A 22,392-nucleotide genomic window follows, 5' to 3' on the forward strand; every position below is an offset into this window, starting at 1 on the left:
TTGTCAAAGTCTTGGCCCAGCTCGGCTAGCACTCCGCGGGTATACCCTAGTACCCAATACATCATACAAGTTTGTATTATGACTTCCTCAAAATTTTAATAATCTGGACATAATGCGGCTCGGTTGTATTGCGGATGACTTCACCGGCGCGACGGACGTGGCCAACAACCTCGTGCGCGCCGGCATGCGCGTCGTGCAGACGATAGGCGTTCCTCAGGATTCGTCCCCCATCGATGCCGATGCCGTGGTGGTGGCGTTGAAATCGCGCACCACACCCGCCTCCCAAGCCCAGGAAGAATCGGTTCAAGCGTGCAAATGGCTGCTTGGCATGAGTCGGTCCGACCAGCCCCCGCAGATCTATTTCAAGTACTGCTCCACCTTCGACAGCACGGCGCAGGGCAACATCGGCCCGGTGACCGAGGCGCTGATGGAAGCGCTTGGAACGACGTTCACCATCGCCACGCCCGCGTTTCCCGATAACGGGCGTTCGGTGTTCAAAGGACATTTGTTTGTAGGCGATGACCTGCTCAGCGAGTCGAGCATGCGCCATCACCCCTTGACGCCCATGACCGATGCCAATTTAGTGCGTGTTCTGCAGGCACAGTGCCGGCAGCGCGTGGGACTGGTGGATCATCGCTACTTGCGGCAGGGAGCCGAAACGGTCAGGCAACGCTTTGCTGAGCTCTCCCAGGAAGGCGTGGGCGTCGCCATTGTGGATGCGATAGACAACCAGGATCTGCTCACCTTGGGCGCGGCGACCGCCGACATGCCGCTGGTGACAGCGGGGTCCGGCTTGGCGATGGGTCTTCCCGCGCAATGGGGTTTTGCGCCGAATGAGCAGGCGCAACGCCTGCCTCGCGCAGGCGGTGGCAAGGCAATTCTCGCAGGCAGCTGTTCTGCGGCGACTCAGCGCCAGACTCGCCACTTCATCGATGCCGGTGGTGCTGCCCTGGCGCTGGACCCGTTGCAATTGGCGCAGGCGGATGACCCGGTGCGCGATGTCCTGGCCTGGGCGCAACCACGGCTTGCCAAGGGCAAATGCGTCATGGTGTATTCGACGGCCAACGCCGAGGCAGTCAAGTCCGTGCAGGCGCGCCTCGGTACTCAGCAGGCAGGTGAACTGGTCGAGCGGACATTGGCGGCCGTGGCGGAAGGTCTGGCAGCTCTGGGCGTCCGTCAGCTTATTGTTGCCGGCGGTGAAACATCTGGCGCCTGCGTACAGGCGCTGAGCATCGATCGCATGCAAATCGGGCCTCAGATTGATCCTGGCGTGCCCTGGTGCTATGCACATAGCCCGGCCGCATCCGGCGAGGGCATGCACCTGACGCTGAAGTCGGGCAACTTCGGTAGCGACGATTTCTTCACCAAGGCTTTCGAGATCTTGAAGGACGGCGCGCCGGCATGAACGAGAACGCATTGCGCGAAGAAATTTGCTTCGTTGGCCGGTCGCTGTTCGAGCGCGGCTATGTGCACGCCACCGCGGGCAACATCAGCGTACTGCTGGATGACGGCAGTGTATTGATCACACCCACCGACGCATGCCTGGGCCGCCTGGCGCCGTCAGACCTGGTGCGCGTGGATTCGAAAGGCAATGCGCCGGCGGGCACACGGCCAAGCAAGACCATCATCTTGCATCGACGCATCTATGCGGCCGAACCGGCCGCGCGATGCGTGATCCATACCCATAGCACGCACCTGGTCGCGCTGACGCTGAAAGGCGTTTGGCGCGAGTCGGACATCGTGCCGCCCATTACCCCGTATTTCGTCATGAAAGTCGGCCACGTACCGCTGATTCCATACCGTCGGCCGGGCGATGCGCAGGTGGGTGATCTGGTGTCAGAGGCGATTGCGGCCGGGCAGCGCGCGGGGACGCCCTTGCGCGCCGTCATGCTTGACCGCCTCGGGCCCAATGTCTGGCACGAGTCTCCTGCAGCCGCGATGGCGGTGCTGGAAGAGCTGGAGGAGACGGCACGCCTGTGGACGATGACGAGCGCTCGCCCTTTGACGGACGAGCAGATCAATGAATTGCGCGATGCCTTTGGCGCGCGCTGGTAGATCGGTCTGACTACAGACCTCATTTGTTGCGATTGCCAGGACATCATGCTGAAGTTTTCCGCCAACCTTTCCATCCTCTTCACCGAACTTCCCTTCACCGAACGATTTGCCGCTGCGAAGCAGGCAGGCTTCGACGCGGTGGAATGCTGGTTCCCGTACGAGCACGGATCCGCCACTCAAATTCAGGCCCTGCTTGACGCGCAGCAACTGAAGATGGTGGGTATCAACACGCCATGGGGCGAAGCGGGCCAGTGGGGCCTGGCGGCTCTGCCTGGATATGAGGCCGCTTTTGAACAATCGGTACGCGACACACTGGAGTTCGCACAAGCCGTTGGCGGGCCGGCAGTGCACGTGATGGCCGGCCTGGCCGGACACGTCCCGGCATCTGACGCAAAACGCAGTTATTACTCCAACCTTGAGAAGGCACTGCGTTGGGCCGAAGGCAGCGACCTGACCCTGCTGATCGAGCCCTTGAATGGACGAGATCGCCCCGGCTACTTCCTGCACAGTGTGGACCAGGCCGCCGAGATCATCGAGCGGCAGGGCTTGGGCGACCTTCGGATCATGTTCGACTGCTACCACATTCAAGTGCAGGAGGGCGATGTCATCACGCGCCTGCGCCGCCATTTCGACAAAATCGGCCACATACAGATAGCCGGCGTTCCCACCCGAGCGGAGCCCGACAAGGGCGAGCTGAACTACGTTGAGGTGCTCGGCGAGCTGGACCAGCTTGGCTGGAAGGGCTACGTGGGTGCTGAATACAAGCCCACGGGCGCATCGGCAGCAAGCCTGGGCTGGCTTGCCGAACTGCGGCGGCTGGGCATTGCAGCTTGACACGCTCAAGGGGTCAGACCCCGTACGGGGTCTGACCCCACCACCGTTGACCCCGCCACCGTTGTTTCACCACGCAACCTTCATAAATCACGACACATTCGCACTTAGGAGACCAAGAATGAACCTGGCCAAATCCCACCTACGCCTTTGCCGCTACACGGTGAGCCTGATCGCCGCCTGCTTCGCCGCCGGCGCCATCGCCGCCGACTCGCCGGAGTACCGCGCACGCAACCTCAAGCTCGGACACGTGATCGCGGACGATCACCCCGCAGCATTGGGCGCCAAGCGCTGGCAAGAGCTGCTGGCAGAACGCAGCGGCGGCAAGATCAAAGTTCGCATCCACGGTAACGGCAGCATCGGCGGCGATACCCAAATGACGTCTGCCGTACAGGGCGGTGTGCAGGAACTAGGCATCATCACCTCTTCGCCCATCGCAAGCGTGGTACGTGAAATCGGCCTGCTGGATCTGCCTTACACCTTCGACACCGCTCAGGAAGTGGACGCGGTGCTGGCCGGCAAGGTGGGCGATGCCATTGCCGAGAAAATGAACGCCAACGGCATGGTCGTCGTGGGCTGGATGGAAAACGGCTTTCGCAGCATCACCAATAGCCGCCGCCCCATTACCAAGTTCGAAGACATGCAGGGCCTGAAGATCCGTGTATTGCAAAACCCGGTTTACATCGAAACCTTCAACACCCTGGGCGCCAATGCGGTGCCCATGCCCTTCCCCGAGGTGTACACCGCACTTGAATCGCGCGCGGTTGACGGTCAGGAAAACCCTCTCGGCACCATTAACACATCCAAGTTCAACGAAGTGCAGAAGTATCTTAGCCTGACCCGCCATACCTACACACCCTACGTGGTGGTGGTCAGCAAGCGCGTTTGGGACAAGCTCAACGCGGACGAGCAAAAGCTGCTGAAAGAGACGGCTGCCGAGGCTTCCGAATACCAGCGCAAAGTATCGCGTGAGAGCGAGCAGCGCTTCCTGGCGGAGCTGAAGGAACGCGGCATGGAGGTCAATGAACTGTCGGCCGAAGAAGCCAAGCGCATGCGCGAAAAGCTTCAGCCCGTCATCGATAAGTTCGCAAAAGACCTGGGCGGCGATCTTGGCGCCGAAATGATGGCCGAGATCTCTAAAGTGCGCGGCAAGTCCAACTAAGTATCGGAGTCAAACAATGCAGATCGCCATTACCGGCGGAGGTGGTTTCCTGGCTTCGATGCTGGTGCGGCACCTGCTTGACAACGGTGTGGCCGGGAAACCGGTCACACGCATCACCACCATTGACCTGGTGCCTTGTCCCGTCGTGGACGTTCGTGTCGAAAGCATCGTCGCCGACGTCGGCGATCGCGATGTGCTGGCGCGGGCCATCTCGGCCCAAACCAAGGCCATCGTGCATCTGGCTGCTGTCGTCAGCGGCCAGGCCGAAGCAGACTTCGACCTGGGTATGCGAGTAAACATCGACGCCACACGAGTCCTTCTCGAGCACATACGCGCCTTGGGAACACGACCTCGTTTCGTTTTCACGAGTTCGGTCGCCGCCTTTGGCGGCAAGCTTCCCGACCGTGTACAGGACGACACCCGCGCTTTGCCCCAAAGCTCCTACGGAGTCCAGAAAGTGATCGGTGAGCTGCTGGTCAGCGACTATACCCGCAAGGGCTATGTCGACGGCATCACGCTTCGGGTACCGACCATATCGGTTCGCCCTGGTGCGCCCAACAAGGCGGCATCGAGTTTTGCCAGCGGCATTATTCGCGAGCCGCTGGCCGGTGTCGAAGCAGTATGCCCGGTCTCTCCAGAGATGCGGATGTGGCTGCAATCGCCGGACTATGCAATTCACAACCTGGCCCATGCGCTCGCGCTGGATGGCTCCCTGCTTGGCAACGACAGGACCGTAAACCTGCCGGGACTCTCCGTGTCGGTTGGCGCCATGATCGACGCATTGCGCACAGCGGCCGGCGACGCGGTGACCAGGCTGATCCGCTTCGAGCCGGATCCGACAATCGAGAGCATCGTGGCGTCATGGCCAAATGATTTCGACGCCGTCAGGGCAAAGGCATTGGGCTTTGTCGCGGACGAGGACTACGTGTCGATCGTCCGCGCCCATATGGCTCGCACCGGCAACGCGTCGCCAATGACGCAGAACCCGCCTGCGTGAAGGAAATTCCATGAAAAGGCTGATAGACGGCTACTTTCGGATGCTGGGCGTACTGATGGTGCTCTGCCTGGCTGGCATGGTGGTCCTGGTGTTTGGCAATGTCGTCCTGCGGTATGGATTGAACTCAGGGATCACCAGTTCCGAGGAAGTGTCACGCTGGCTTTTCGTATGGCTGGTCTTTCTGGGCGCCATCGTGGCGCTGCGGGAACGTCAACACCTGGGCGTGGAGATTCTGGTCCGGCGGTTGCCGGTGCTCGGGCAGAAGCTGTGCCTGGTCACGAGCCAATTACTGATGCTGGCCACGCTCTGGCTGTTTCTGTCTGGCAGTTGGGAACAGACACTGATCAATCTGCACGTCGAGGCGCCGGCCACCGGGTGGTCCATGGCGATCGTCTATATCGTGGGCATCGTGTTCAGCGTGTCCGCGGGCGCAATCGTGCTGTGGGATCTGTATCGGGTTCTGTCGGGCCGCATTCGCGATGAAGAGCTGATCATGGTGACGGAATCAGAAGAAAAGGCCGAGCTCGATAACCTGCAACGCGAGCTGGAAAGCGCCGAGAGGAAGCAGCCATGACCGTACTGATATTTGTAGGCGTACTGCTGGGCGCCATGGCGCTGGGCATGCCTATCGCGTTTGCCCTGCTGGTATCGTCCGTGGCGCTGATGTGGCATCTGGACATCTTCGACGCGCAGATCATTGCGCAGAACTTCATAGCAGGCGCAGATAACTTTCCGCTGTTGGCCATACCCTTCTTCATGCTGGCCGGCGAGGTCATGAACGTGGGCGGCCTGTCGCGCCGTATCGTCAATGTCGCCCTGGTCTTCGTTGGCCACATCAAGGGTGGGCTGGGCTATGTCGCCATCGTGGCGGCGTGCATTCTGTCGGCGCTGTCGGGGTCGGCGGTGGCCGACGCCGCGGCCCTGTCGGCACTGCTGGTACCGATGATGATACAGGCCGGCCACTCCAAGGAGCGGTCGGCGGGTCTGGTGGCGGCCTCGGGCATTATTGGGCCCGTGATACCGCCCAGCATAGGCTTCGTCATCTTCGGGGTTGCGGCCAACGTCTCGATTACCAAGCTTTTCCTGGCCGGCATCATGCCGGGGATCTATATCGCGGCGGCGCTATGGGTAACGTGGTGGCTGTGCGTGCGCAAGGAAAGGCTCGACACGGGCCCGCGCGCCAGCGCGCGCGAGCTGTGGCGCGCCACCGTGGAAGCCAGTTGGGCCTTGCTGCTGCCAGTGATCATTATTGTCGGCTTGCGATTTGGCGTGTTCACGCCCACGGAAGCCGCGGTGGTGGCAGCGGTCTATGCCCTGTTTGTGTCCACGGTCATTTATCGAGAACTGAAGCCCAAGCAGCTATATGCAGTGTTCATGGCTGCCGCGCGCACCACATCGGTCGTGATGCTGTTGGTGGCGGCCGCCACGATCGCAGGCTGGCTGGTGACCGTGGCGGATCTGCCCGGCGCCATCACCGACTTGATGGAACCGTTCCTGGACAATCCCACGTTTCTGCTGTTTGCCATCATGCTGCTGGTGATAGCGGTGGGTACGGCAATGGACATGACGCCCACCATCCTGATCCTCACGCCTGTGCTGATGCCTATCGTGCGACAGGCCGGAATCGATCCCGTATACTTTGGTGTACTGTTCATCATCAATATGTCCATCAGCCTTATCACGCCGCCCGTGGGCACTGTGCTCAGCGTCGTCGCAGGGGTGACCAAGCAACGTATCGATCATGTGATGCGAGGCGTATGGCCGTTCCTGATTGCCGAACTGATCATCTTGTTCCTGCTGGTGCTGTTCCCGGCGCTTGTGATCGTGCCGGCTCGCTGGTTCAGCGGCTGATCTCACCAGGAGTCGAGTATGAATGCCCGCCCGGCGGGGGAAATCAGCAGGCCCGCAGTCGGCACCCTGGCCGACCGGGTCACGGCGGAATTGATGCAGCGCGTGCGGGGCGGGGCCTACCCGCTCAACACGCGCTTGCCGACCGAACCCCAGCTGGCCGCGCAGTTTGGCGTAAGCCGCACCGTGGTCCGCGAGGCCATTTCGCGCCTGAAATCCGAAGGCATGGTGGAAACCCGCCAAGGCAGCGGCACGGTCGTGCTGGATACCAAGCGCAATGCTTTTCGCATCGACGCGCTCGGCGGACAATTGGATGTCCGCGCCGTCCAAGAGGTGCGTTGCGGCCTCGAAAGCGAAATGGCCGCCTTGGCGGCGGCCCGGTGCACCGACGCCCAGATCGCACGCATTCAACGCGCCTTAAGGCGTATCGATGATGCGGTCGCCGACGGCGGCGACGGCGTGGCGGAGGACATGGCGTTTCATGCAGCCATTGCAGACGCCGCAAAAAACCCTTTGCTGACCTCTTTATTGGAGTTCATCGGGCACGCGCTGCGCGATGTGATCACCATCACGCGAACCCATGAGGCGCGCCGCCTGGACTTTTTTCGGCAGGTCGAGACCGAACACGCCGAAATTGCCGATGCCATAGCGCAACGCGACGTTGAAGGCGCCCGGCGCGCGGCGCTGAAGCATATGCAGGCGTCCATCGAACGACTGAACGCAGCCGAAGCCGGCGGCACCCATAGCCCGACGGCCACGTGATGGCAAACTTCAGAATTTGGGCAGCACGATCCTTAGGAATTCCGCTTCTGCGACGGCTTTGAATACTATCGGGCCTTCCTTGGCCTGAAGCTCAAATGCAGAATGCGGACCGTAGTCTTTCCCGTCAACGGTGACTTTGCTCTTGGCCAGGAACATCAGCTCGATGAAGTCTTCGAGGCCGGCATCAAAGCTTCTCTAGCGCAGTGTTGGCGGCTTCACGGTCGGCCACACTGATGAAGCCTTCGCCACTGGCACCACCGAATTGGCAGACCATCATCTCCAGCCCTTCCGGCCGGGCTTGAGCAAACTGCCACAGCCCATTGAATGCGGGTCCGTGGACTTCATGAAGTCTCTGCTGGCCAACAGCGATTACCTGGCCATGATTCCTTCACATGCTCTACGGCGGGATCAGCTTACGCGCCATTAAGCAGCAGGCGGGATGGCCGACGACTCCGGACAACTTCGCCCGCTATGTTGAAGGTCAAAAGTAAAGGTCACGCACGAAGCGGTGACTACCGTCGGTCTCCAGCTATACGCTGGCATTCGGCCGTTCAACGGCCACAGTAGTGGATGCGGTATCAGTTGACGTAAGGAACTCCGTCGAAGGTTGGCCATTGGCGTTATGCTGGAGGATGCGAGCGGGCCTGCCCTGCCCGTCCAGGAATATCTGGCCGATACCGGCACCGTTCCATACTCGTTCGCCGCGATGACGCTGATCAGGCAGGCGCGGACGGATCTCCAGGTCCCGGCGCTGGGTGAACCAGTTCAGCGGCGAGCGCGGAGAGTAAAGCCAGCGGTTGAGGCGATCCAGCCAGTCGAGCAGCCTTCGCGGAAACTCGTTCTTGATGCCACTGCTCGTGACCTGCCAGATGTGCGGCGTGCGATCCTGGTGGCGCACCTGCACATCATAGGCGAATGAGTAATGCACGTCGCCCGACAAGATCACGTAATTGCCCGGCGTGCGTGAATGGCGAAAGATATTGAGCATGACACTGGCCGCACCTCGATGCGCCATCCAGTTCTCGGCGTCGACGGTAAGCGCATGGCCGGTAAAGGTGCATATCCGCTGTATGACTTCGATCAGCTTGACGCCAAACATGGGCGTCGGCGAGACAATCACGGCGGCCGCTTCATCAAGCAGTTCATGCTGCAAGTCGGTCAGCGACTCCCAGTCCATCAGGCCCGACGGGCGGCTTGGCAGCCGCCGGCTGCGCCAGCGGCGCGTGCGAGTGTCAAGCACGATCACCGTGGGCTGCGTGCGTAGCACATAGTCCCATTTACCAAACGAAAGCACCCGGCCGATCAGCGCATCTTGCGAAGTGGCATCGAGCCGGTCATTGGCCTGGGGCGTGGCTGTTAGTGCGTGCACATCGTCAATCAGCTCTTCGAAGACATCGGGACGGTTTCCCCAACCCTGGCAAAGCATGTACGCGATCAGTGCATTGCCCACGATGCGTCGCGAGAACGGATGCTCATAGGCAGTGGTTTCCCACTTGGCTGAAAGGTTCCAGTCGTCCGTGATGTCATGGTCATCGAAGATCATCAGCGTTTGCACATGGGCGAGCAGTCGCGCGGCATGTGGCAGATCGCTGCGGAAACCCCGCAGGGCTTCTTTCTCGCGCCGCCAGCGGCGTGTATGCTCGGGATCGAGTTCCGGCATTTGCGGCTCGGGTATAAGCTGCCATGGCACAGGCGACCAAACCAGCAGATACATGGCCATCACCTCGGCGAGCGTCACAAGGTGGTTGTGCGCATTGGCGGTGGTAAAGACGGGCTTTTCCACGCCGCCGAAGAAGCGTTCGCGCAGTGCTTCGTTAGACTTGAATGCAGGCAACAGATCTTCGCGGCGGTAATAGCTGGCGGGGTGGTCATAAAGCGCTTCGCTGTCCGAGACGACCGCGCCTTCCAGACATTCCCCATACAGGCCCAGGCGGCGGATCAGCGCATGGATCGCCGCCAGCATGGGGCCCGCCACGTCGTCGGCGTAGACTTGGTCACCGCACAGCATGAGCATGGCTGGACGCGCGTCGGCCTGACCGATGCGGTCGGTCAATAGCTCGTCGGCGCGCGCCAGCCCATCGCGCGAGGGGTGGTGTGGTTTGCGGCATGAACCAAAAAGAATATCGTCGGCGCTGCTGCGCAGCACTAGGCTGGGTCTTGTCGCGCCCTTATGCAGGACATGCGGTGCCCATTGAGCGATATTAGTCTCGACACCATCACTCAGTGCCGCGATCAGGTCGTAATGAATCACCGTGTCCTGCGGCAGAGGCTCTAGCAGCGTGACGTCAATCAAATGAAGATAGGCATGGCGGCCGACAGGAAGAACTCGGCAGCAGCCGGCGTCCAGGGACAGTCGGCGGGGCGATCCACCGACGGGGTCAAGCAGCATTGTCAGGTTCAGCGGCGCACTGGCCACCAGCCACAGCACAAGGCGGGTCGGCTCGAGGCGGCGTAATATGGGGCCGGCCAGTACTGGCGGAAGGTCATTGAAAATAGGAGTTGGAATCAATCGAGGTATGGCAATATATCGCGGTAAGATAGGCTTAGTGTAACCGGTGCGCGGCCTCATACCGCCCCGGCGTTATACCGAACACCCGGCGGACGCGCCTACGCGACATAAACACTCCAGCCGCAAAACGGACCATGCGAACGCACTGCGTGCGGGCAACCACTACGTTGGTCGCCACGGTGTCAACGTCACAAAACGCGATGACACAAACGTCGTACAAGAAGTGTACTGCCCAGGCGTGCAGATCGCGCCAGACACGAGGGGCTCCCGTAGGTGCGGTCGCCGGCTTCGAAGCTTCCACGGATCCGTCAGTCGCGTATTAGCCTATTCCCGAGCGCTGGGGCGTCGCACCTGCCATTCATGAAAACCACTTCGTGACACGCCTAACAATCGGCACGATGCACTCATGGACCAGATCGCCCGATGACGGGCTCTGAACGAATACTTCGTGCTTGGTCCTTGGCCAAGTATCCGACTGCTTTTTTAGAATATGTCGCTCTGCGCTACCAAGAGGCCCGAGCCAACCTTACTGATACCTTCTAGGAATGTGGTCCGTCCACGTCCTTTCCCTGATCAGCTCGCCGTTCTTCCGTAAGGCCTTGGTGAAGGTGACATGAAAATAGGTGGCATCCGATTCGATCTGCGCCACGGTCGACAGGTCTATCTCATCGCCCGAGATGGTGAACACGTTTCTGCGTTCACCTCGGAAGCTTGCGTTGGCGGGTGCGGCGTCATTGACGTCCCATCGGTATAGCTCTGTGGAACGGTATGTGTTGTCGTAGAGGGTCCAGCCGGTTTCATTGCTCGTGGTAAAGGTCGATTCTCCGGTTTGTTCATTGCGGATGCTCTCGAACACCGGCGCACCGCTTTGCAGCCACTTGCCGAACGGTGCCTGGTCGCTGGGTTCAGGCGGAGGCAGCACGCAGCCTGGGCTGGTTTCGTTCTCCGTGGGCACCATCGGCAACTCCAGCCATGTATCGGCGCCCGCAAAAAGACGGGTGACGCCTGGCGTGGGGCTGGGCCAGATCATGGGAAACTGCGCGTTGGAGACGGCGAGGCGGATACGGTGGCCCGGCTTGAAACGCCATGTGGTGAAATGGATCGACGTGGACAGCGTCGTTGGCTCGCCGGGCACCAGCGCTTCCGGTGCGAGCCGTGACAGACGCTGTGAGGGATTGATGATCGCTCCGCTGACAAGCGACACTTTGCCATCCGGAGCCACATCTTCCAGACGCAGCGACCATTGGTAGAACGGGGCGTCCGCGGCTACACGCAATCGCACTTGCGGCATGCCCATGATTTCCAGTGCTTCGGTCAAAGGAGCGGAGTCGTAGACCAGGCTATGGGCGTCGTCGGCGGCCATGTCGCCTGTTTGTTCACCCCACCATCCGCCGGCGGCCATGCCGGAGCCCGCACGATAGCGCAGGCTCTCGACGCTGGCTTGCGCGTACGGCGCATCACCCAGCTGTTGCCGCGGTTGCGGGTAGAGACGCCGGGTGCTGCTGCCGCTCACCGGCCATTGCCGGCCGCAGCGCCAATAACCCGGGATGGTATCCAGATCGGTGGCGGGCGCATGGCCGGTACGCATGAATGCCATCCGGCTGGGTTGGTCCAGAACTCCGTTGTCCATGCCTTTGAGCCAGTAATCCCACCAGCGCAAGGCCTTTTCGCGCCATTCATAGTTGGGACCGGGCACGCCGTATTCAGGCCATGCATGATTCCAGGGCCCGATCTCGGCAATGACCGGCGCCTTGGAGGTTTCGCTGACTTCCATAACGAAATCTCGGTAGCCGTCGAGCAATCCGCCGATCAAATATGCCGGGACTTCCAGCGGTGTTTTGAACTTGACCGATTCTTTGCGCCAGAAATCGCCATCTTGCTGCTGGCGCAGCCAGGTGAATATCCAGGGTTCCCTGTCGAAACGGTTCCGGAAGTACTCTTCGTCGATACGGTAGTCGGGGCTCTGCGGCATCGAGTTGTCCGTATCGATCTGGTGCGCGTACATATCGATGTGCAAGGCGCCGTCGATGTAGTGGACGTCGTTGTAGAACAGATCAGTCGACCCATGGGCGGCGATAATGGCCTTGAGTGCGGGCGGTTTTCTGTGGGCCGTCATCAGCGAGTTGAACGCGCTCCATGAAATGCCGTACATGCCCACATTGCCGTTCGACCAGCTCTTTTTGGAGAGTTGCGCAACGAGTTCTTCCGCATCCGAGATCTCGGCTTCGGAATACTCGCTTTCAGGGATGCTGCCGCCGCTGCCTCCCGTGCCTCGCACATCGACCCGGGCAACGACATAGCCTCGCTTGGCGAAATAAGAACCGTATTCGTAATCGCCCAGCGCGAAAAAATCGTCCTTGCGGTAGGGAACTTTTTCCATGATTACCGGGAACGTTTCGCCGGGCGTTCTGGCGACGGGGCGGTAGTAGGTCACCGCCAGATGCACGCCGTCCTTCATTTCAAGCGTGCTGTTTTCCATGGAAAACTCGTAATACGTGGCCGCTTCCGACGGCCCGGTATCGCTGTGACAGCCCAATAGACCGGTTGTCAGGAAAAAGAAGATTGCCAGTCTCTTCAAGATGGCCGTATTCCATCGCATTGGGCGTCCCCTGGTGTTTTTATGGTTTTCAGCCGTCAATGTTGACGGCGCAGCATAGTAGCAACAGGTTGATTCGCTTAGCAAGCATCTTGTCAGTGGCCGGACTTCGGCCTCAAGACAGACTATGCAGTCGCCACCCGCGAAAGCCGCGCGACATCGCGGCATGGGCATTAATGCGCCGAGATGCCCGACCGCTCCGGCAAAGATCGCGATCGCATCGATTGCATTCCTTTATAGGCAACCAGTGTTTCGCTTATCGAAAAAGCAATTTTCGCCGGCCCGGGTGTTGGCGGCCGTCAGGGATCGATAGAATTCACCTCTTCTTAATGCAAATCAAGATTTCGTGATGCTTCCCGACATCGACTACCACCTCTTTGGCGCGCATGTGCGGTTCGGTCCGGGCTGCGCATCGGGCCTGCCCGCCGAGCTGCGTGCGCTTGGATGCACGAGGCCGGTGGTACTGATGCAAGGGCGCATGGCCGGGTCGGAAGCATGGCGACGGCTGCAAGAGCAGCTGCGGGATTTTGATCCGCATATCGTCGATACCGTGCCCCAGCATGGCAGCGTGGAGCTGGTCGAATCGATTGCACCGCGTGTTGCGGAGCTGGCGTGCGACGGCATTGTGGCGCTGGGCGGCGGAAGCGTGTCGGATACGGCCAAGGCCCTTGCCATGCTGCTTGCCGAAGGCGGGACTCTCGCCGATCATGCCACGTCGTTTACGCCGCCTTCAACGGTAAGCATTCCGGTACGTACCCGGCCCAAGCTGCCCATCATCAGCCTGCCCACTACCGCTTCGGGCGCCGAGGTCACGCCGTCCTTCGGTGCGCTTCAAGGGGATCACAAGCTGCTGTTCTGGAACCGGAACGTGGCCGGCAAGACCGTGCTGATCGATCCCGACCTGAGCCTGGGCGTTCCGATCGAATTGATGCAGTACACGGCCATGAACGGCATTGCGCACTGCCTGGAAGGCATGTATTCGCGTCACCGGTCCATCCTGTCGGATGGCATCGCGCTGCAGTCGCTGGAGCTGTTTGCCCGGGCGCTGGCGGATCGCAGCCTCTGCGTCGCGGACCAGCGCGCGCATATCTTGTTGGCCGGCCACTTGTCGGGCCTGGTGCTCTCCATGGCGCGCACCTGCCTGCACCACGCAATCTGCCATGTGATCGGCGCCCGGCACAATGCAGGCCACGGCTTGGTCAACACGATCATATTGCCCCATGCCTTGCGCTTCAACCAGCCGGTCGTCCATGAACAGCTGGCGCCCGCCCTGGCACTCGTGAACCGCCTGTCAGGCTCTCAGCATCAGACGATGGCCGACTGGGTGGCGGCGCTGGTCCGGGACCTTGGGCTGCCTGCCAGGCTCTCGCACCTGGGGTTGGCCGATGCCGACCTGCCCGCGATCGCCGGGCAAACGCTGACGGAACGCGGGCTGGCCCTGAACCCGCGCCCGGTCGCCAATTCGGAAGACATTCTTTTTATCTTGCGCCAGGCGCTTTGAACGCTGAACATCATAGGAGTCCCCGTGAAAATTGAACCCAAAGGCAAGGGCCTGGGTGCCACGACCCATGGCATCGACCTGTGACAACCCCTTGAGCGTTTCCCACGACAAAGCCATCGAACGGGCATTGGCATTTCTGTTCGAACATCAGTTGCAGGAGAAATACCGCTATCGCCATTGCTGGACCGAGGGCGATGTTCTGATGTGGGACAACATGGGCACCATACACAATGCCGTCGCGGACTATCGGCCCGATGAGCCCCGCCTGATCAAGCGCTGCCAGGTCATGGCGGACAAATACTTTCCCGAGCTGTACTGAGAACGCCTCGGCGGCGGACTTCACATTGACCGCCTTGATGAATAATTTTCAATCCAGGAGACTTTGATTATGAAACTGCTTGATAAACTTGCCATTGCAGCCGCTACGGCATGTTGCTTTACCGCCATGACCGCTGCGGCATCCGCTTATCCGGATCGGCCGATACGCATGGTGGTCGGCTATGCCGCCGGCGGCCCGACGGACGTCATTGCGCGCGTCGTGGCCAAGCACATGAGCGACAACCTGGGGCAGCCGGTCGTCGTTGAAAATAAGCCAGGCGCCAGTGCGCATATCGCGACCAACGATGTCATGACGTCGGCACCCGACGGCTACAAGGTCCTGGTGACCTCCTTGACCTTGAACGTGAATCCTTTGCTATACCCCGATCGCTACACCTACGATGCCGTGAAGTCTTTCGAGCCGGTCAGCAACTTCGTTCAACTGCCGATGGTGGTGGTGACCAACTACGATTCGCCATACAAGGACATGGCGAGCCTGATCGCGGATGCCAAGGCCAATCCCCAGCAGCTGACTTTCGGCTCGTCGGGCTTCGGCGGCTCGGCCCACCTGGCGGCGGAAATGCTGTCGGCCAAGGCCGGCATCAAGATGATACACGTGCCCTTCAAGGGTAACGGGCCGGCCCTGCAGGAAATGATCGCCGGGCGGATCTCGTTCATGTTCTATCCCAGCATCGGCATTGCCAACTATGTCACGGACAAGAAGCTGCGCGTCCTGGCCGTTGGAACCAAAGAACCATTGAGCGATTTTCCCGGCGTTCCCACGCTCGAGAGCCAGGGCCTGATCGGCTTCGAAGGCGGATCGTCCTGGATCGGCATGGTGGCCCCCGCGGGAACGCCCAGGGATATTGTCGATAAACTGAACCAGTCCGCCGTAACCGCGCTGTCGCAACCCGAAGTCAGGGAACAGCTCAAGCAATTGGGGGCACAGGTGGTGGGGGATACGCCAGAACAGTTCCGGGATTTCCTGATCGCCGACAAGAAGCGGTGGGCCGACGTGATCAAACAAGGTAATGTGAAGCCGGAATAAACCGGAGCGAAGATGCGTTCAAAACTTGAGGAATGTTATTCGATTGAACGTCTACGCGAGGCGGCGCGTTCGCGCCTGCCCCGCGGTGTGTTCGATTTCTACGAAGGCGGGGCCGAAGACGAGTCCACGCTCCATGACAACCTGCAAGCGTTCCGGCGGGTTCGGCTGCTGCCCCGCGTGTTACGCGACGTTGCCCAGGTGGATGTCTCGACACAGCTTTTCGGGCGCTCTCTCGGGCTGCCGTTCGCCATCGCTCCGACGGGCGCGGTGGGCTTCGGCTGGCGCGGCGGCGATATCGCGCTGGCGCGCGCCGCGGCCGCCCACGACATACCTTATACGCTCTCTACATCGGCCACTGCGTCGATCGAGGAAATCGCCGACCAGGCGCCTGGACGGCATTGGTTCCAGGCCTACATCCTGCAAGACAAGCAACGCCTGAATGAATTGATCGATCGCGCCCGCGTCGCCGGCTACGAAGGCCTCGTCATCACGGTCGACTTGCCAGTGGGAGGCAAACGGGAGCGGGACCTGGCCAACGGACTGGGTTTTCCCATGAAGCTCACCCCAAGGAATATCGGGCAATTCATGCGCAAGCCCTTCTGGTCCATCGACATGCTCTTGCGCAGGCCGCCAATCATGCCCAGCCTGCAAGGCCTGGCCGCGCTCAAGGCGGACAAGGCCAGCATGAAGGGCGTCGCGGGCAGGAATTACGACCCCTCCTTCGACCTGGCCGCCCTGCAACAGTTGCGCGACCGCTGGCCGGGCAAGCTGATCGTCAAAGGCGTGGTCAATCCGCTGGATGTAGATGCCATTATCGGCGTCGGTGCGGATGCGCTGGTGGTGTCCAACCACGGCGGACGCCAGCTCGATACCGGCATCGCCACGCTGGACGCGCTGCCCGGCATCGTTCGTGCCGTCGATCGACGGGTGCCTGTGCTGCTCGACGGCGGGATACGCCGGGGCAGCGACGTCTTCAAGGCGATGGCCCTGGGCGCCAGCGGCGTGCTTACCGGGCGGGCCACCCTGTTTGGCGTGCTGGCGGGAGGCTACGAAGGCGTGGATCGCGCCCTGACCATACTCGCGGACGAGCTTCGTCGAACCATGCAGCTATGTGGCACACCGGCGCTCTCCGAGATCGACCACCGGGTGATCGCAGCCATGGACTGCCCGTCGCCCGGCGCTCTTGCTTCTGTTCAACCGGACGACTCCCAATGACCACTCCCATCGCGGACTGCACCAACCAGGTGATGTCCTTCTACCGGCATTTGGATGAACGCGACTACGGCGCATTGACGGCCTTGCTGGCGGCGGACGCCACCTGGCATCGGCAAGGCAAGGTGCTTCGGGGCCCCGGCGAGACGCTGGCGGCGTTGCAACAACGCTCGCCGACGATGCGTATCGCCCACATCATCACCAATCTGGTGGCCGACCGGTTCAACACCGACTTGTGCGTCATGCGCGGCTACATGCTGGTCGTGCGCCACGACTCCGGCCAAGCCCCGTCCGGGCCCGCCCCACTGACGGGCATCGAGTCGATTCGAACCGTGCATATCAAGCTGGTCCGAAACGGCGGGCAATGGCTGATCAGCCATATGCGCAATGACGACATCGCCTTTGCGGCCGTCGATCAGCAAGGAATGTGACCGGACTGGATCTCCAGAGAACTGCAATGCCGGTAGCCGCGGCTACAATTGTACTCGTCTACTTCAGTACGAACTTACGAAGGTGTTCCATGTTCAAGCGACTCAATTTAGTTGCAAGCCTTATGGCTTGTGCATTCGTCAGCGTAGCGGCTCCCGCCCAAGCCGCTTACCCCGATCGCCCCATCAATCTGGTGGTGCCGTTCCCGCCTGGCCAGGCCACTGACATCTTCGCACGCATGGTCGCGGAAGAGCTGGCCAAAGTAGTGGGCCAGCCCGTGATCGTGGAAAACAAGGCCGGCGCAGGCAGCAACATCGGCATGCAGTATGTCGCCCGCGCCAAGGCGGATGGCTACACGCTTGCAGTCGGCGGCAGCGCAGGCGCCGTGAACCAGACGCTATACAGCAACCCGGGCTATTCGCTTAAGAATGATTTCACGCCGGTGGGCGGCATTTTCACCGTCCCGCTCGTCTTCCTGGCGAATCCGAGAAGCGGCATCGCTTCCTTGCCCGATCTCATTGCCAAGGCGAAGGCCAAGCCCGACGAGTTTGCATACGCCAGCGCCGGGATTGGCGGAACACAACACCTGTCTGCGGAAATGCTCAAGGCCGATGCAGAAATCGAACTCCGCCACATTCCATACAAGGGCAGCGGCCCGGCGCAGGCCGATTTCCTGGGCAACCACGTGCCTCTGATGGTCGATTCCGTCACCGCCGCGCTGCCCCACGTCGAATCGAAATCCGCCGTGCCACTGGCCGTGACGGCCCGCGAACGCGTGCCGCAGTTGCCCGACGTGCCGACCGTCGCCGAATCCGGTTATCCCGGCTTCGAAGCGGTGGGCTGGGCAATGATTTTCGCCCCCTCCGGTACGCCGGACGATGTGGTGAAATACCTGAACCAGAAAATCAATGCGATTCTCGAATCGCCGGCAATGGCAAAAGCCCTGAGTGAGCGTGGCGGTCAGCCGCTGGTCTATTCGCCGGAAGACGGAAAGCGCTTCATCGCCGACGAAGTCGAAAAATGGGGCAAGGCCGTGAAGCGCTCGGGAGCGTCGGTAGACTGATCGACAGGGGGGCATCCTGCCCTGCCTACATGCGTCAACAGCGCTGGAAGTCGGGTTGATGTCATGGGGTCAGACCCCGTACGGGGTCTGACCCCGAAGTGCTGGGTGTTGGGCATCATGCTGTTATGTTATAACATAACAATTCATTGACCCGCCATCTCACGACATCCAACCATCCAAGGAAGGCCCATGTTCCGATTGAAGAAGCTCGCGTCGATAGCAGGCGCCGCCACACTAACCTTGCTGGCATTGCCGCAGGCAAATGCCCAGCCACTCAAGGTCGTCGCGACATTCTCGATTATCGGCGACTTCGCCGCAAACGTCGGCGGGAGCCGCATCGCACTGACCACGCTGGTGGGCCCGGACGGCGACGCCCATGCGTACGAGCCCCGTCCTTCCGACGCGACGGCAATCAGGAATGCCGACGTGGTGCTCGTCAATGGCGAACATTTCGAAGGCTTTCTTCAACGCCTCATCCAGGCGAGCGGCGGTTCCGCCAGCGTCGTGGAGCTGACCAAGGGCGCCGCGCTGCTGCGCGCCGGGGACAAAGCCCATGACAGCCATGATCACCATGAGCATGGCCACAAGCATCGCCACGGCGATGACGAACATCATAAGCACGACCATGCTGACCCCCATCACCATCATCATGGCGATGTGGACCCGCATGCGTGGCAATCTGTCCGCAATGCCCGGGTCTACGTGAACAACATCGCCGAGGCATTGTGCGCTGCTGATCGCGAGGGCTGCCCAAGCTATGCAGCCAACGCCAAATCCTACGGCGAAAAGCTCGATGCGCTGGAACAAGAGCTGAAGGCGGCGATGGCGGAGATTCCATCCGACAGACGAACGATCATTACTTCCCATGACGCCTTCGCCTATCTGGGCCACGAGTATGGAATGCAATTCCTGGCTCCGCAGGGTACCAGCACCGAGTCGGACGCATCCGCTGCCGACGTCGCGGCCCTGATACGGCAGATCAAGGAGCAAAAGGCATCGGCCATTTTCCTGGAGAACATCAGCAATCCGCGATTGATCCAGCAAATAGCCAATGAAACGGGCACGAAGATCGGCGGCAGGCTTTATTCCGACGCATTATCGGCGGCAAATGGCCCGGCGGCGACCTATATCGACATGATGCGGCATAATGTCAACACGATCCGGGATGCCGCTCTCGGACGGTAGGCTTCGGCGGCGCCAAGGGCGCCGGGCCCCGTCCCTGGGCCCGGGCGGTTTTCTTAAGGCGCACTGAACCCGTCATGATTTTCCAGAAACGAAGAGCTGCCACGCTTGCCTTGGGGCTTGCGGTGGCGCTTCCACCCTTTAGCGTCCAATCCCATCCGCATGCATGGATCGATGTCCGCAGCACCATCGTCCTGTCTTCCGATGGAATGATGACGGCCATCGAGCAGGAATGGCTGTTCGACGACCTTTACTCTCTGGCCGTGATCGACGAAACGGCAACCGGCGGCGAGCCACGAGAAAAGACCATCAATGATTTTGCCGCCAGGGTCATTGAAAACCTGGGGCCGTATGGTTACTTCATGCGGATCACAGCAGATGATCGGCCCGTGCGCATCGGCCTCGTCACGCAGTTCAAAAGCGAAATGCAGGGACGGCAGCTCCTCCTGTCCTTTACCGCTCCGCTGGCCAAGCCTGTGGACCCGGTGCGCCACACCATCAAGTTCGCGGTTTATGACCCCAGCTATTTCATCCAGATGACTCACCGCCCGGATGATCCTCCCGGCTTCAAGGATGAACGACGACTGGACTGCAAGGCTCAAGTGATGCAGCCCGACCCATCCCCGCAAACCATCGCGCGGGCGTTCGCGCTGGACCGCGACGCGACACCCGATGACAATCTGGGCGACCTCTTCGCGGAAAAGGTGCATGTTCAATGCAAATGATGCTGGTCTGGCTCATGACGACGCAAGCGGAGCTGCACCGGGAACTCTCGGCCGCCATCCGCCTGGTTGCACAAGAAGGCCCGGCCGCGGCGTGGCCGCTCATTGGCATCAGCCTGCTATACGGCGTGTTCCACGCGGCGGGTCCGGGGCACGGCAAGGCCATCATTGCGACCTATCTCGGCACGAGCCGAACGCGCTTGCGCCGCGGCCTGTTCTTGTCCGTGCTATCGGCCATAGTTCAAGGCATCGTCGCGATCTTGCTGGTGGAAGTCCTTGTCGGTGTGCTGGAGTATTCATTGCGCCGCACTCAGGGCGCCGCCGCACAACTGGAAAACATAAGCTTCGCCTTGGTGGCGGTGCTGGGCATCGTGCTTGCCTTGCGCAGCGCGAAAGCGCTCTATCGCAGGCGCCGCCAGCCAAGCCACCGCACGGCAACGCTATTTTCGGGCGGCGGGAAAATGCAGGCCTACTGCGCCGATTGCGGCGGCCCGCACCGGTTGACCAGCGCACATATCGACGAACCGCTTGACTGGCGCGCGAGCCTGCCGATTATCCTGTCGATAGGAATGCGCCCCTGCACGGGTGCGATTCTGGTGCTGCTCGTCGCCTACTCGCTGGACTTGCGCTGGGTCGGCATCGCCGCCGTGCTTGCCATGTCTCTGGGCACATCCGCGACCGTCAGCCTGCTCGCGGTGGCGGCCGTCTCGCTTCGGCAAGGCGTGCTGCGCATCTTTCAATCGGGAAAGTCCTCCAGCCATCGCTTAAGTGTTATTTTTGACGTGCTGGGCTTTATTGGCGGAATGGCCATCGGCCTGATTGGACTCGGACTGCTTCAGCAAGGCCTGAAGACCGCCAGCCATCCTCTTTTCTGACGTACGCAACCAAGAGCCGACCATGGCGCTACCGTTCTTTACAATTGGCCACTCGAACCGCAGCCTGGAAACCTTCGCAGGCTTGCTGGCTGACGCCGGCGTCGAAGTGCTGGTGGACATCAGAACCGTGCCCCGCTCCCGGGCAAATCCGCAGTTCAATGAAGACACGCTTCCCGGCTCGCTTGCCGGATTCAATGTCGCCTATGAACGCATCGCGGCGCTCGGCGGGCTGCGCGGCAAGTCCCGGACGATTCCCCGCGAGACGAACGGCTTCTGGGAGAATGCCAGCTTTCATAACTATGCCGATTATGCGCTGACCGACGAATTTCTACACGGACTTCAACAACTGATGGCCATGGGCCGGCAACGGCCCAGCGCAATCATGTGCTCCGAAGCGGTGTGGTGGCGCTGCCATCGGCGCATTGTCGCCGACCACCTTATCGCCCGGGGGAAAAACGTGTTCCACATCATGGGGCCGGGCCGTCTCGACCCCGCCAAGCTGACGCCCGGCGCGATTCTGCGGGAAGACGGCACGGTGACCTATCCCCCCGCATAAACGCCTCAGCCTGTCGCGGAACAGGCATTTGAGTTGCTGACCGACTGCTGTCGCTCACACTACCTGCAGGCGCCGCATGTCTCCTTTTTTCAAAGACCGTAAAGATGCCGGGCGGCAATTGGGCAACGCCATGCCCAAAGTCTATCGAGGACGCGAAGACGTCGTCGTGTTGGGCCTGCCGCGCGGCGGCGTACCTCTTGCCGAACAGGTGGCCAGAGCTCTGGACGCCCCCATGGATGTGCTGGTGGTCCGGAAGCTGGGCGTGCCAGGCCACAAGGAGTACGCCATGGGCGCCATCGCGCCGGGCGGCATCATGATTCTGGACGAGCGCGTGGTCCATGCCATGGGCTTGTCGCGCGAGGCGGTGGACGCGGTCAAGGAAGCGGAGCGAGAAGAACTCGATCGCCGCCAGCACCGCTATCGCGCCGGCCGCCCCGCCCTCGCGCTGGCCGGCAAGACCGTCGTTCTCGTGGACGACGGTCTTGCCACCGGCTCGACCATGCGGGCAGCGGTGGCGGCGGCGCGCAAGTACGATGCGGCGGCAGTGGTGGTCGCCGTGCCCGTCTCCTCGTCCGAGGCCTGCGACGCGCTGGCGGCCCAAGTCGATGAAATCGTCTGCCTGTTTACCCCACCGCAGTTTCAAGCGGTCGGAAAATGGTATGCATCGTTTCCGCAAACCAGCGATGAAGAAGTAAGCGACATTCTCGTCAGAACGAACTAGCGCGC

Annotated in this window: 20 protein-coding genes and 1 pseudogene; 19 read left to right on the forward strand and 2 right to left on the reverse strand. The window is 61.1% G+C overall.

The window, feature by feature from the left end; all coding sequences use genetic code 11:
* Nucleotides 1-112: 112 nt before the first annotated feature.
* From otnK to ACSBPU_RS19300, 8 genes and pseudogenes are all read left to right on the forward strand, one after another.
* On the forward strand, nucleotides 113-1,405 hold the full coding sequence (gene otnK / locus ACSBPU_RS19265) for a 3-oxo-tetronate kinase (protein WP_442593401.1): 1,293 nt from the start codon (nucleotides 113-115) through the stop codon (nucleotides 1,403-1,405).
* A complete protein-coding gene (locus ACSBPU_RS19270) occupies nucleotides 1,402-2,055 on the forward strand; it encodes a class II aldolase/adducin family protein (RefSeq protein WP_442593402.1) in 654 nt (217 codons plus the stop codon). The genes otnK and ACSBPU_RS19270 overlap by 4 nt, the downstream gene beginning before the upstream one ends.
* A gap of 45 nt (nucleotides 2,056-2,100) precedes the next feature.
* Nucleotides 2,101-2,889 (forward strand): hydroxypyruvate isomerase family protein, encoded by a 789-nt coding sequence (locus ACSBPU_RS19275; RefSeq protein WP_442593403.1) that lies wholly within the window; start codon nucleotides 2,101-2,103, stop codon nucleotides 2,887-2,889.
* A gap of 118 nt (nucleotides 2,890-3,007) precedes the next feature.
* Complete coding sequence (locus tag ACSBPU_RS19280) at nucleotides 3,008-4,048, forward strand: TRAP transporter substrate-binding protein (protein WP_442593404.1); 1,041 nt, start codon at nucleotides 3,008-3,010, stop codon at nucleotides 4,046-4,048.
* Between the two features lie 16 nt (nucleotides 4,049-4,064).
* Nucleotides 4,065-5,000, forward strand: a pseudogene (gene denD / locus ACSBPU_RS19285) (D-erythronate dehydrogenase); the annotation flags it as partial.
* Nucleotides 5,001-5,055: 55 nt separating this feature from the next.
* The gene (locus ACSBPU_RS19290; protein WP_442593405.1) at nucleotides 5,056-5,619 is read left to right on the forward strand and encodes a TRAP transporter small permease; all 564 of its coding nucleotides are present in this window, start codon (nucleotides 5,056-5,058) and stop codon (nucleotides 5,617-5,619) included.
* Nucleotides 5,616-6,896, forward strand: a complete 1,281-nt coding sequence (locus tag ACSBPU_RS19295) for a TRAP transporter large permease subunit (protein ID WP_442593406.1) — start codon at nucleotides 5,616-5,618, stop codon at nucleotides 6,894-6,896. The genes ACSBPU_RS19290 and ACSBPU_RS19295 overlap by 4 nt, the downstream gene beginning before the upstream one ends.
* An 18-nt stretch (nucleotides 6,897-6,914) precedes the next feature.
* A complete protein-coding gene (locus ACSBPU_RS19300) occupies nucleotides 6,915-7,655 on the forward strand; it encodes a FadR/GntR family transcriptional regulator (RefSeq protein WP_442593407.1) in 741 nt (246 codons plus the stop codon).
* Nucleotides 7,656-8,184: 529 nt separating this feature from the next.
* On the opposite strand, the gene ACSBPU_RS19305 is transcribed toward ACSBPU_RS19300, so the two are convergent.
* Together ACSBPU_RS19305 and ACSBPU_RS19310 are read right to left on the reverse strand one after the other, a co-directional pair.
* Nucleotides 8,185-10,044: an alkaline phosphatase family protein gene (locus ACSBPU_RS19305; protein ID WP_442598437.1), complete on the reverse strand. Its 1,860-nt coding sequence runs from the start codon at nucleotides 10,042-10,044 to the stop codon at nucleotides 8,185-8,187.
* A 646-nt stretch (nucleotides 10,045-10,690) separates the two neighbouring features.
* On the reverse strand, nucleotides 10,691-12,763 hold the full coding sequence (locus ACSBPU_RS19310; protein ID WP_442593408.1) for a CocE/NonD family hydrolase: 2,073 nt from the start codon (nucleotides 12,761-12,763) through the stop codon (nucleotides 10,691-10,693).
* A 346-nt stretch (nucleotides 12,764-13,109) separates the two neighbouring features.
* Here ACSBPU_RS19310 and ACSBPU_RS19315 point away from each other — a divergent pair, with 346 nt between their 5' ends.
* From ACSBPU_RS19315 to ACSBPU_RS19365, 11 genes are all read left to right on the forward strand, one after another.
* The gene (locus ACSBPU_RS19315) at nucleotides 13,110-14,261 is read left to right on the forward strand and encodes an iron-containing alcohol dehydrogenase family protein (RefSeq protein ID WP_442593409.1); all 1,152 of its coding nucleotides are present in this window, start codon (nucleotides 13,110-13,112) and stop codon (nucleotides 14,259-14,261) included.
* A 67-nt stretch (nucleotides 14,262-14,328) separates the two neighbouring features.
* Entirely contained in the window at nucleotides 14,329-14,580 is a 252-nt protein-coding gene (locus ACSBPU_RS19320; protein ID WP_442593410.1) for a TauD/TfdA dioxygenase family protein, read from the forward strand.
* A gap of 69 nt (nucleotides 14,581-14,649) precedes the next feature.
* Nucleotides 14,650-15,627, forward strand: a complete 978-nt coding sequence (locus ACSBPU_RS19325; RefSeq protein WP_442593411.1) for a Bug family tripartite tricarboxylate transporter substrate binding protein — start codon at nucleotides 14,650-14,652, stop codon at nucleotides 15,625-15,627.
* A gap of 12 nt (nucleotides 15,628-15,639) precedes the next feature.
* Nucleotides 15,640-16,842, forward strand: a complete 1,203-nt coding sequence (locus tag ACSBPU_RS19330) for an alpha-hydroxy acid oxidase (RefSeq protein WP_442593412.1) — start codon at nucleotides 15,640-15,642, stop codon at nucleotides 16,840-16,842.
* The gene (locus ACSBPU_RS19335; RefSeq protein ID WP_442593413.1) at nucleotides 16,839-17,270 is read left to right on the forward strand and encodes a nuclear transport factor 2 family protein; all 432 of its coding nucleotides are present in this window, start codon (nucleotides 16,839-16,841) and stop codon (nucleotides 17,268-17,270) included. Before ACSBPU_RS19330 ends, ACSBPU_RS19335 begins: the two co-directional genes overlap by 4 nt.
* Before the next feature lie 89 nt (nucleotides 17,271-17,359).
* Complete coding sequence (locus ACSBPU_RS19340; protein WP_442593414.1) at nucleotides 17,360-18,331, forward strand: Bug family tripartite tricarboxylate transporter substrate binding protein; 972 nt, start codon at nucleotides 17,360-17,362, stop codon at nucleotides 18,329-18,331.
* A gap of 189 nt (nucleotides 18,332-18,520) precedes the next feature.
* A complete protein-coding gene (locus tag ACSBPU_RS19345; RefSeq protein WP_442593415.1) occupies nucleotides 18,521-19,516 on the forward strand; it encodes a metal ABC transporter solute-binding protein, Zn/Mn family in 996 nt (331 codons plus the stop codon).
* A gap of 74 nt (nucleotides 19,517-19,590) precedes the next feature.
* A complete protein-coding gene (locus ACSBPU_RS19350; RefSeq protein WP_442593416.1) occupies nucleotides 19,591-20,238 on the forward strand; it encodes a DUF1007 family protein in 648 nt (215 codons plus the stop codon).
* Nucleotides 20,229-21,110, forward strand: a complete 882-nt coding sequence (locus tag ACSBPU_RS19355; RefSeq protein WP_442593417.1) for a nickel/cobalt transporter — start codon at nucleotides 20,229-20,231, stop codon at nucleotides 21,108-21,110. The genes ACSBPU_RS19350 and ACSBPU_RS19355 overlap by 10 nt, the downstream gene beginning before the upstream one ends.
* Before the next feature lie 22 nt (nucleotides 21,111-21,132).
* Nucleotides 21,133-21,666 carry a DUF488 domain-containing protein gene (locus tag ACSBPU_RS19360; RefSeq protein ID WP_442593418.1) on the forward strand — a complete coding sequence of 178 codons (534 nt, stop codon included), beginning with the start codon at nucleotides 21,133-21,135 and terminating at the stop codon, nucleotides 21,664-21,666.
* Between the two features lie 76 nt (nucleotides 21,667-21,742).
* Nucleotides 21,743-22,387, forward strand: a complete 645-nt coding sequence (locus tag ACSBPU_RS19365; protein WP_442593419.1) for a phosphoribosyltransferase — start codon at nucleotides 21,743-21,745, stop codon at nucleotides 22,385-22,387.
* Nucleotides 22,388-22,392 lie beyond the last annotated feature (5 nt).

Origin of the sequence: Parapusillimonas sp. JC17, assembly GCF_052180245.1 — a bacterium.
Classification (GTDB): domain Bacteria; phylum Pseudomonadota; class Gammaproteobacteria; order Burkholderiales; family Burkholderiaceae_B; genus Parapusillimonas.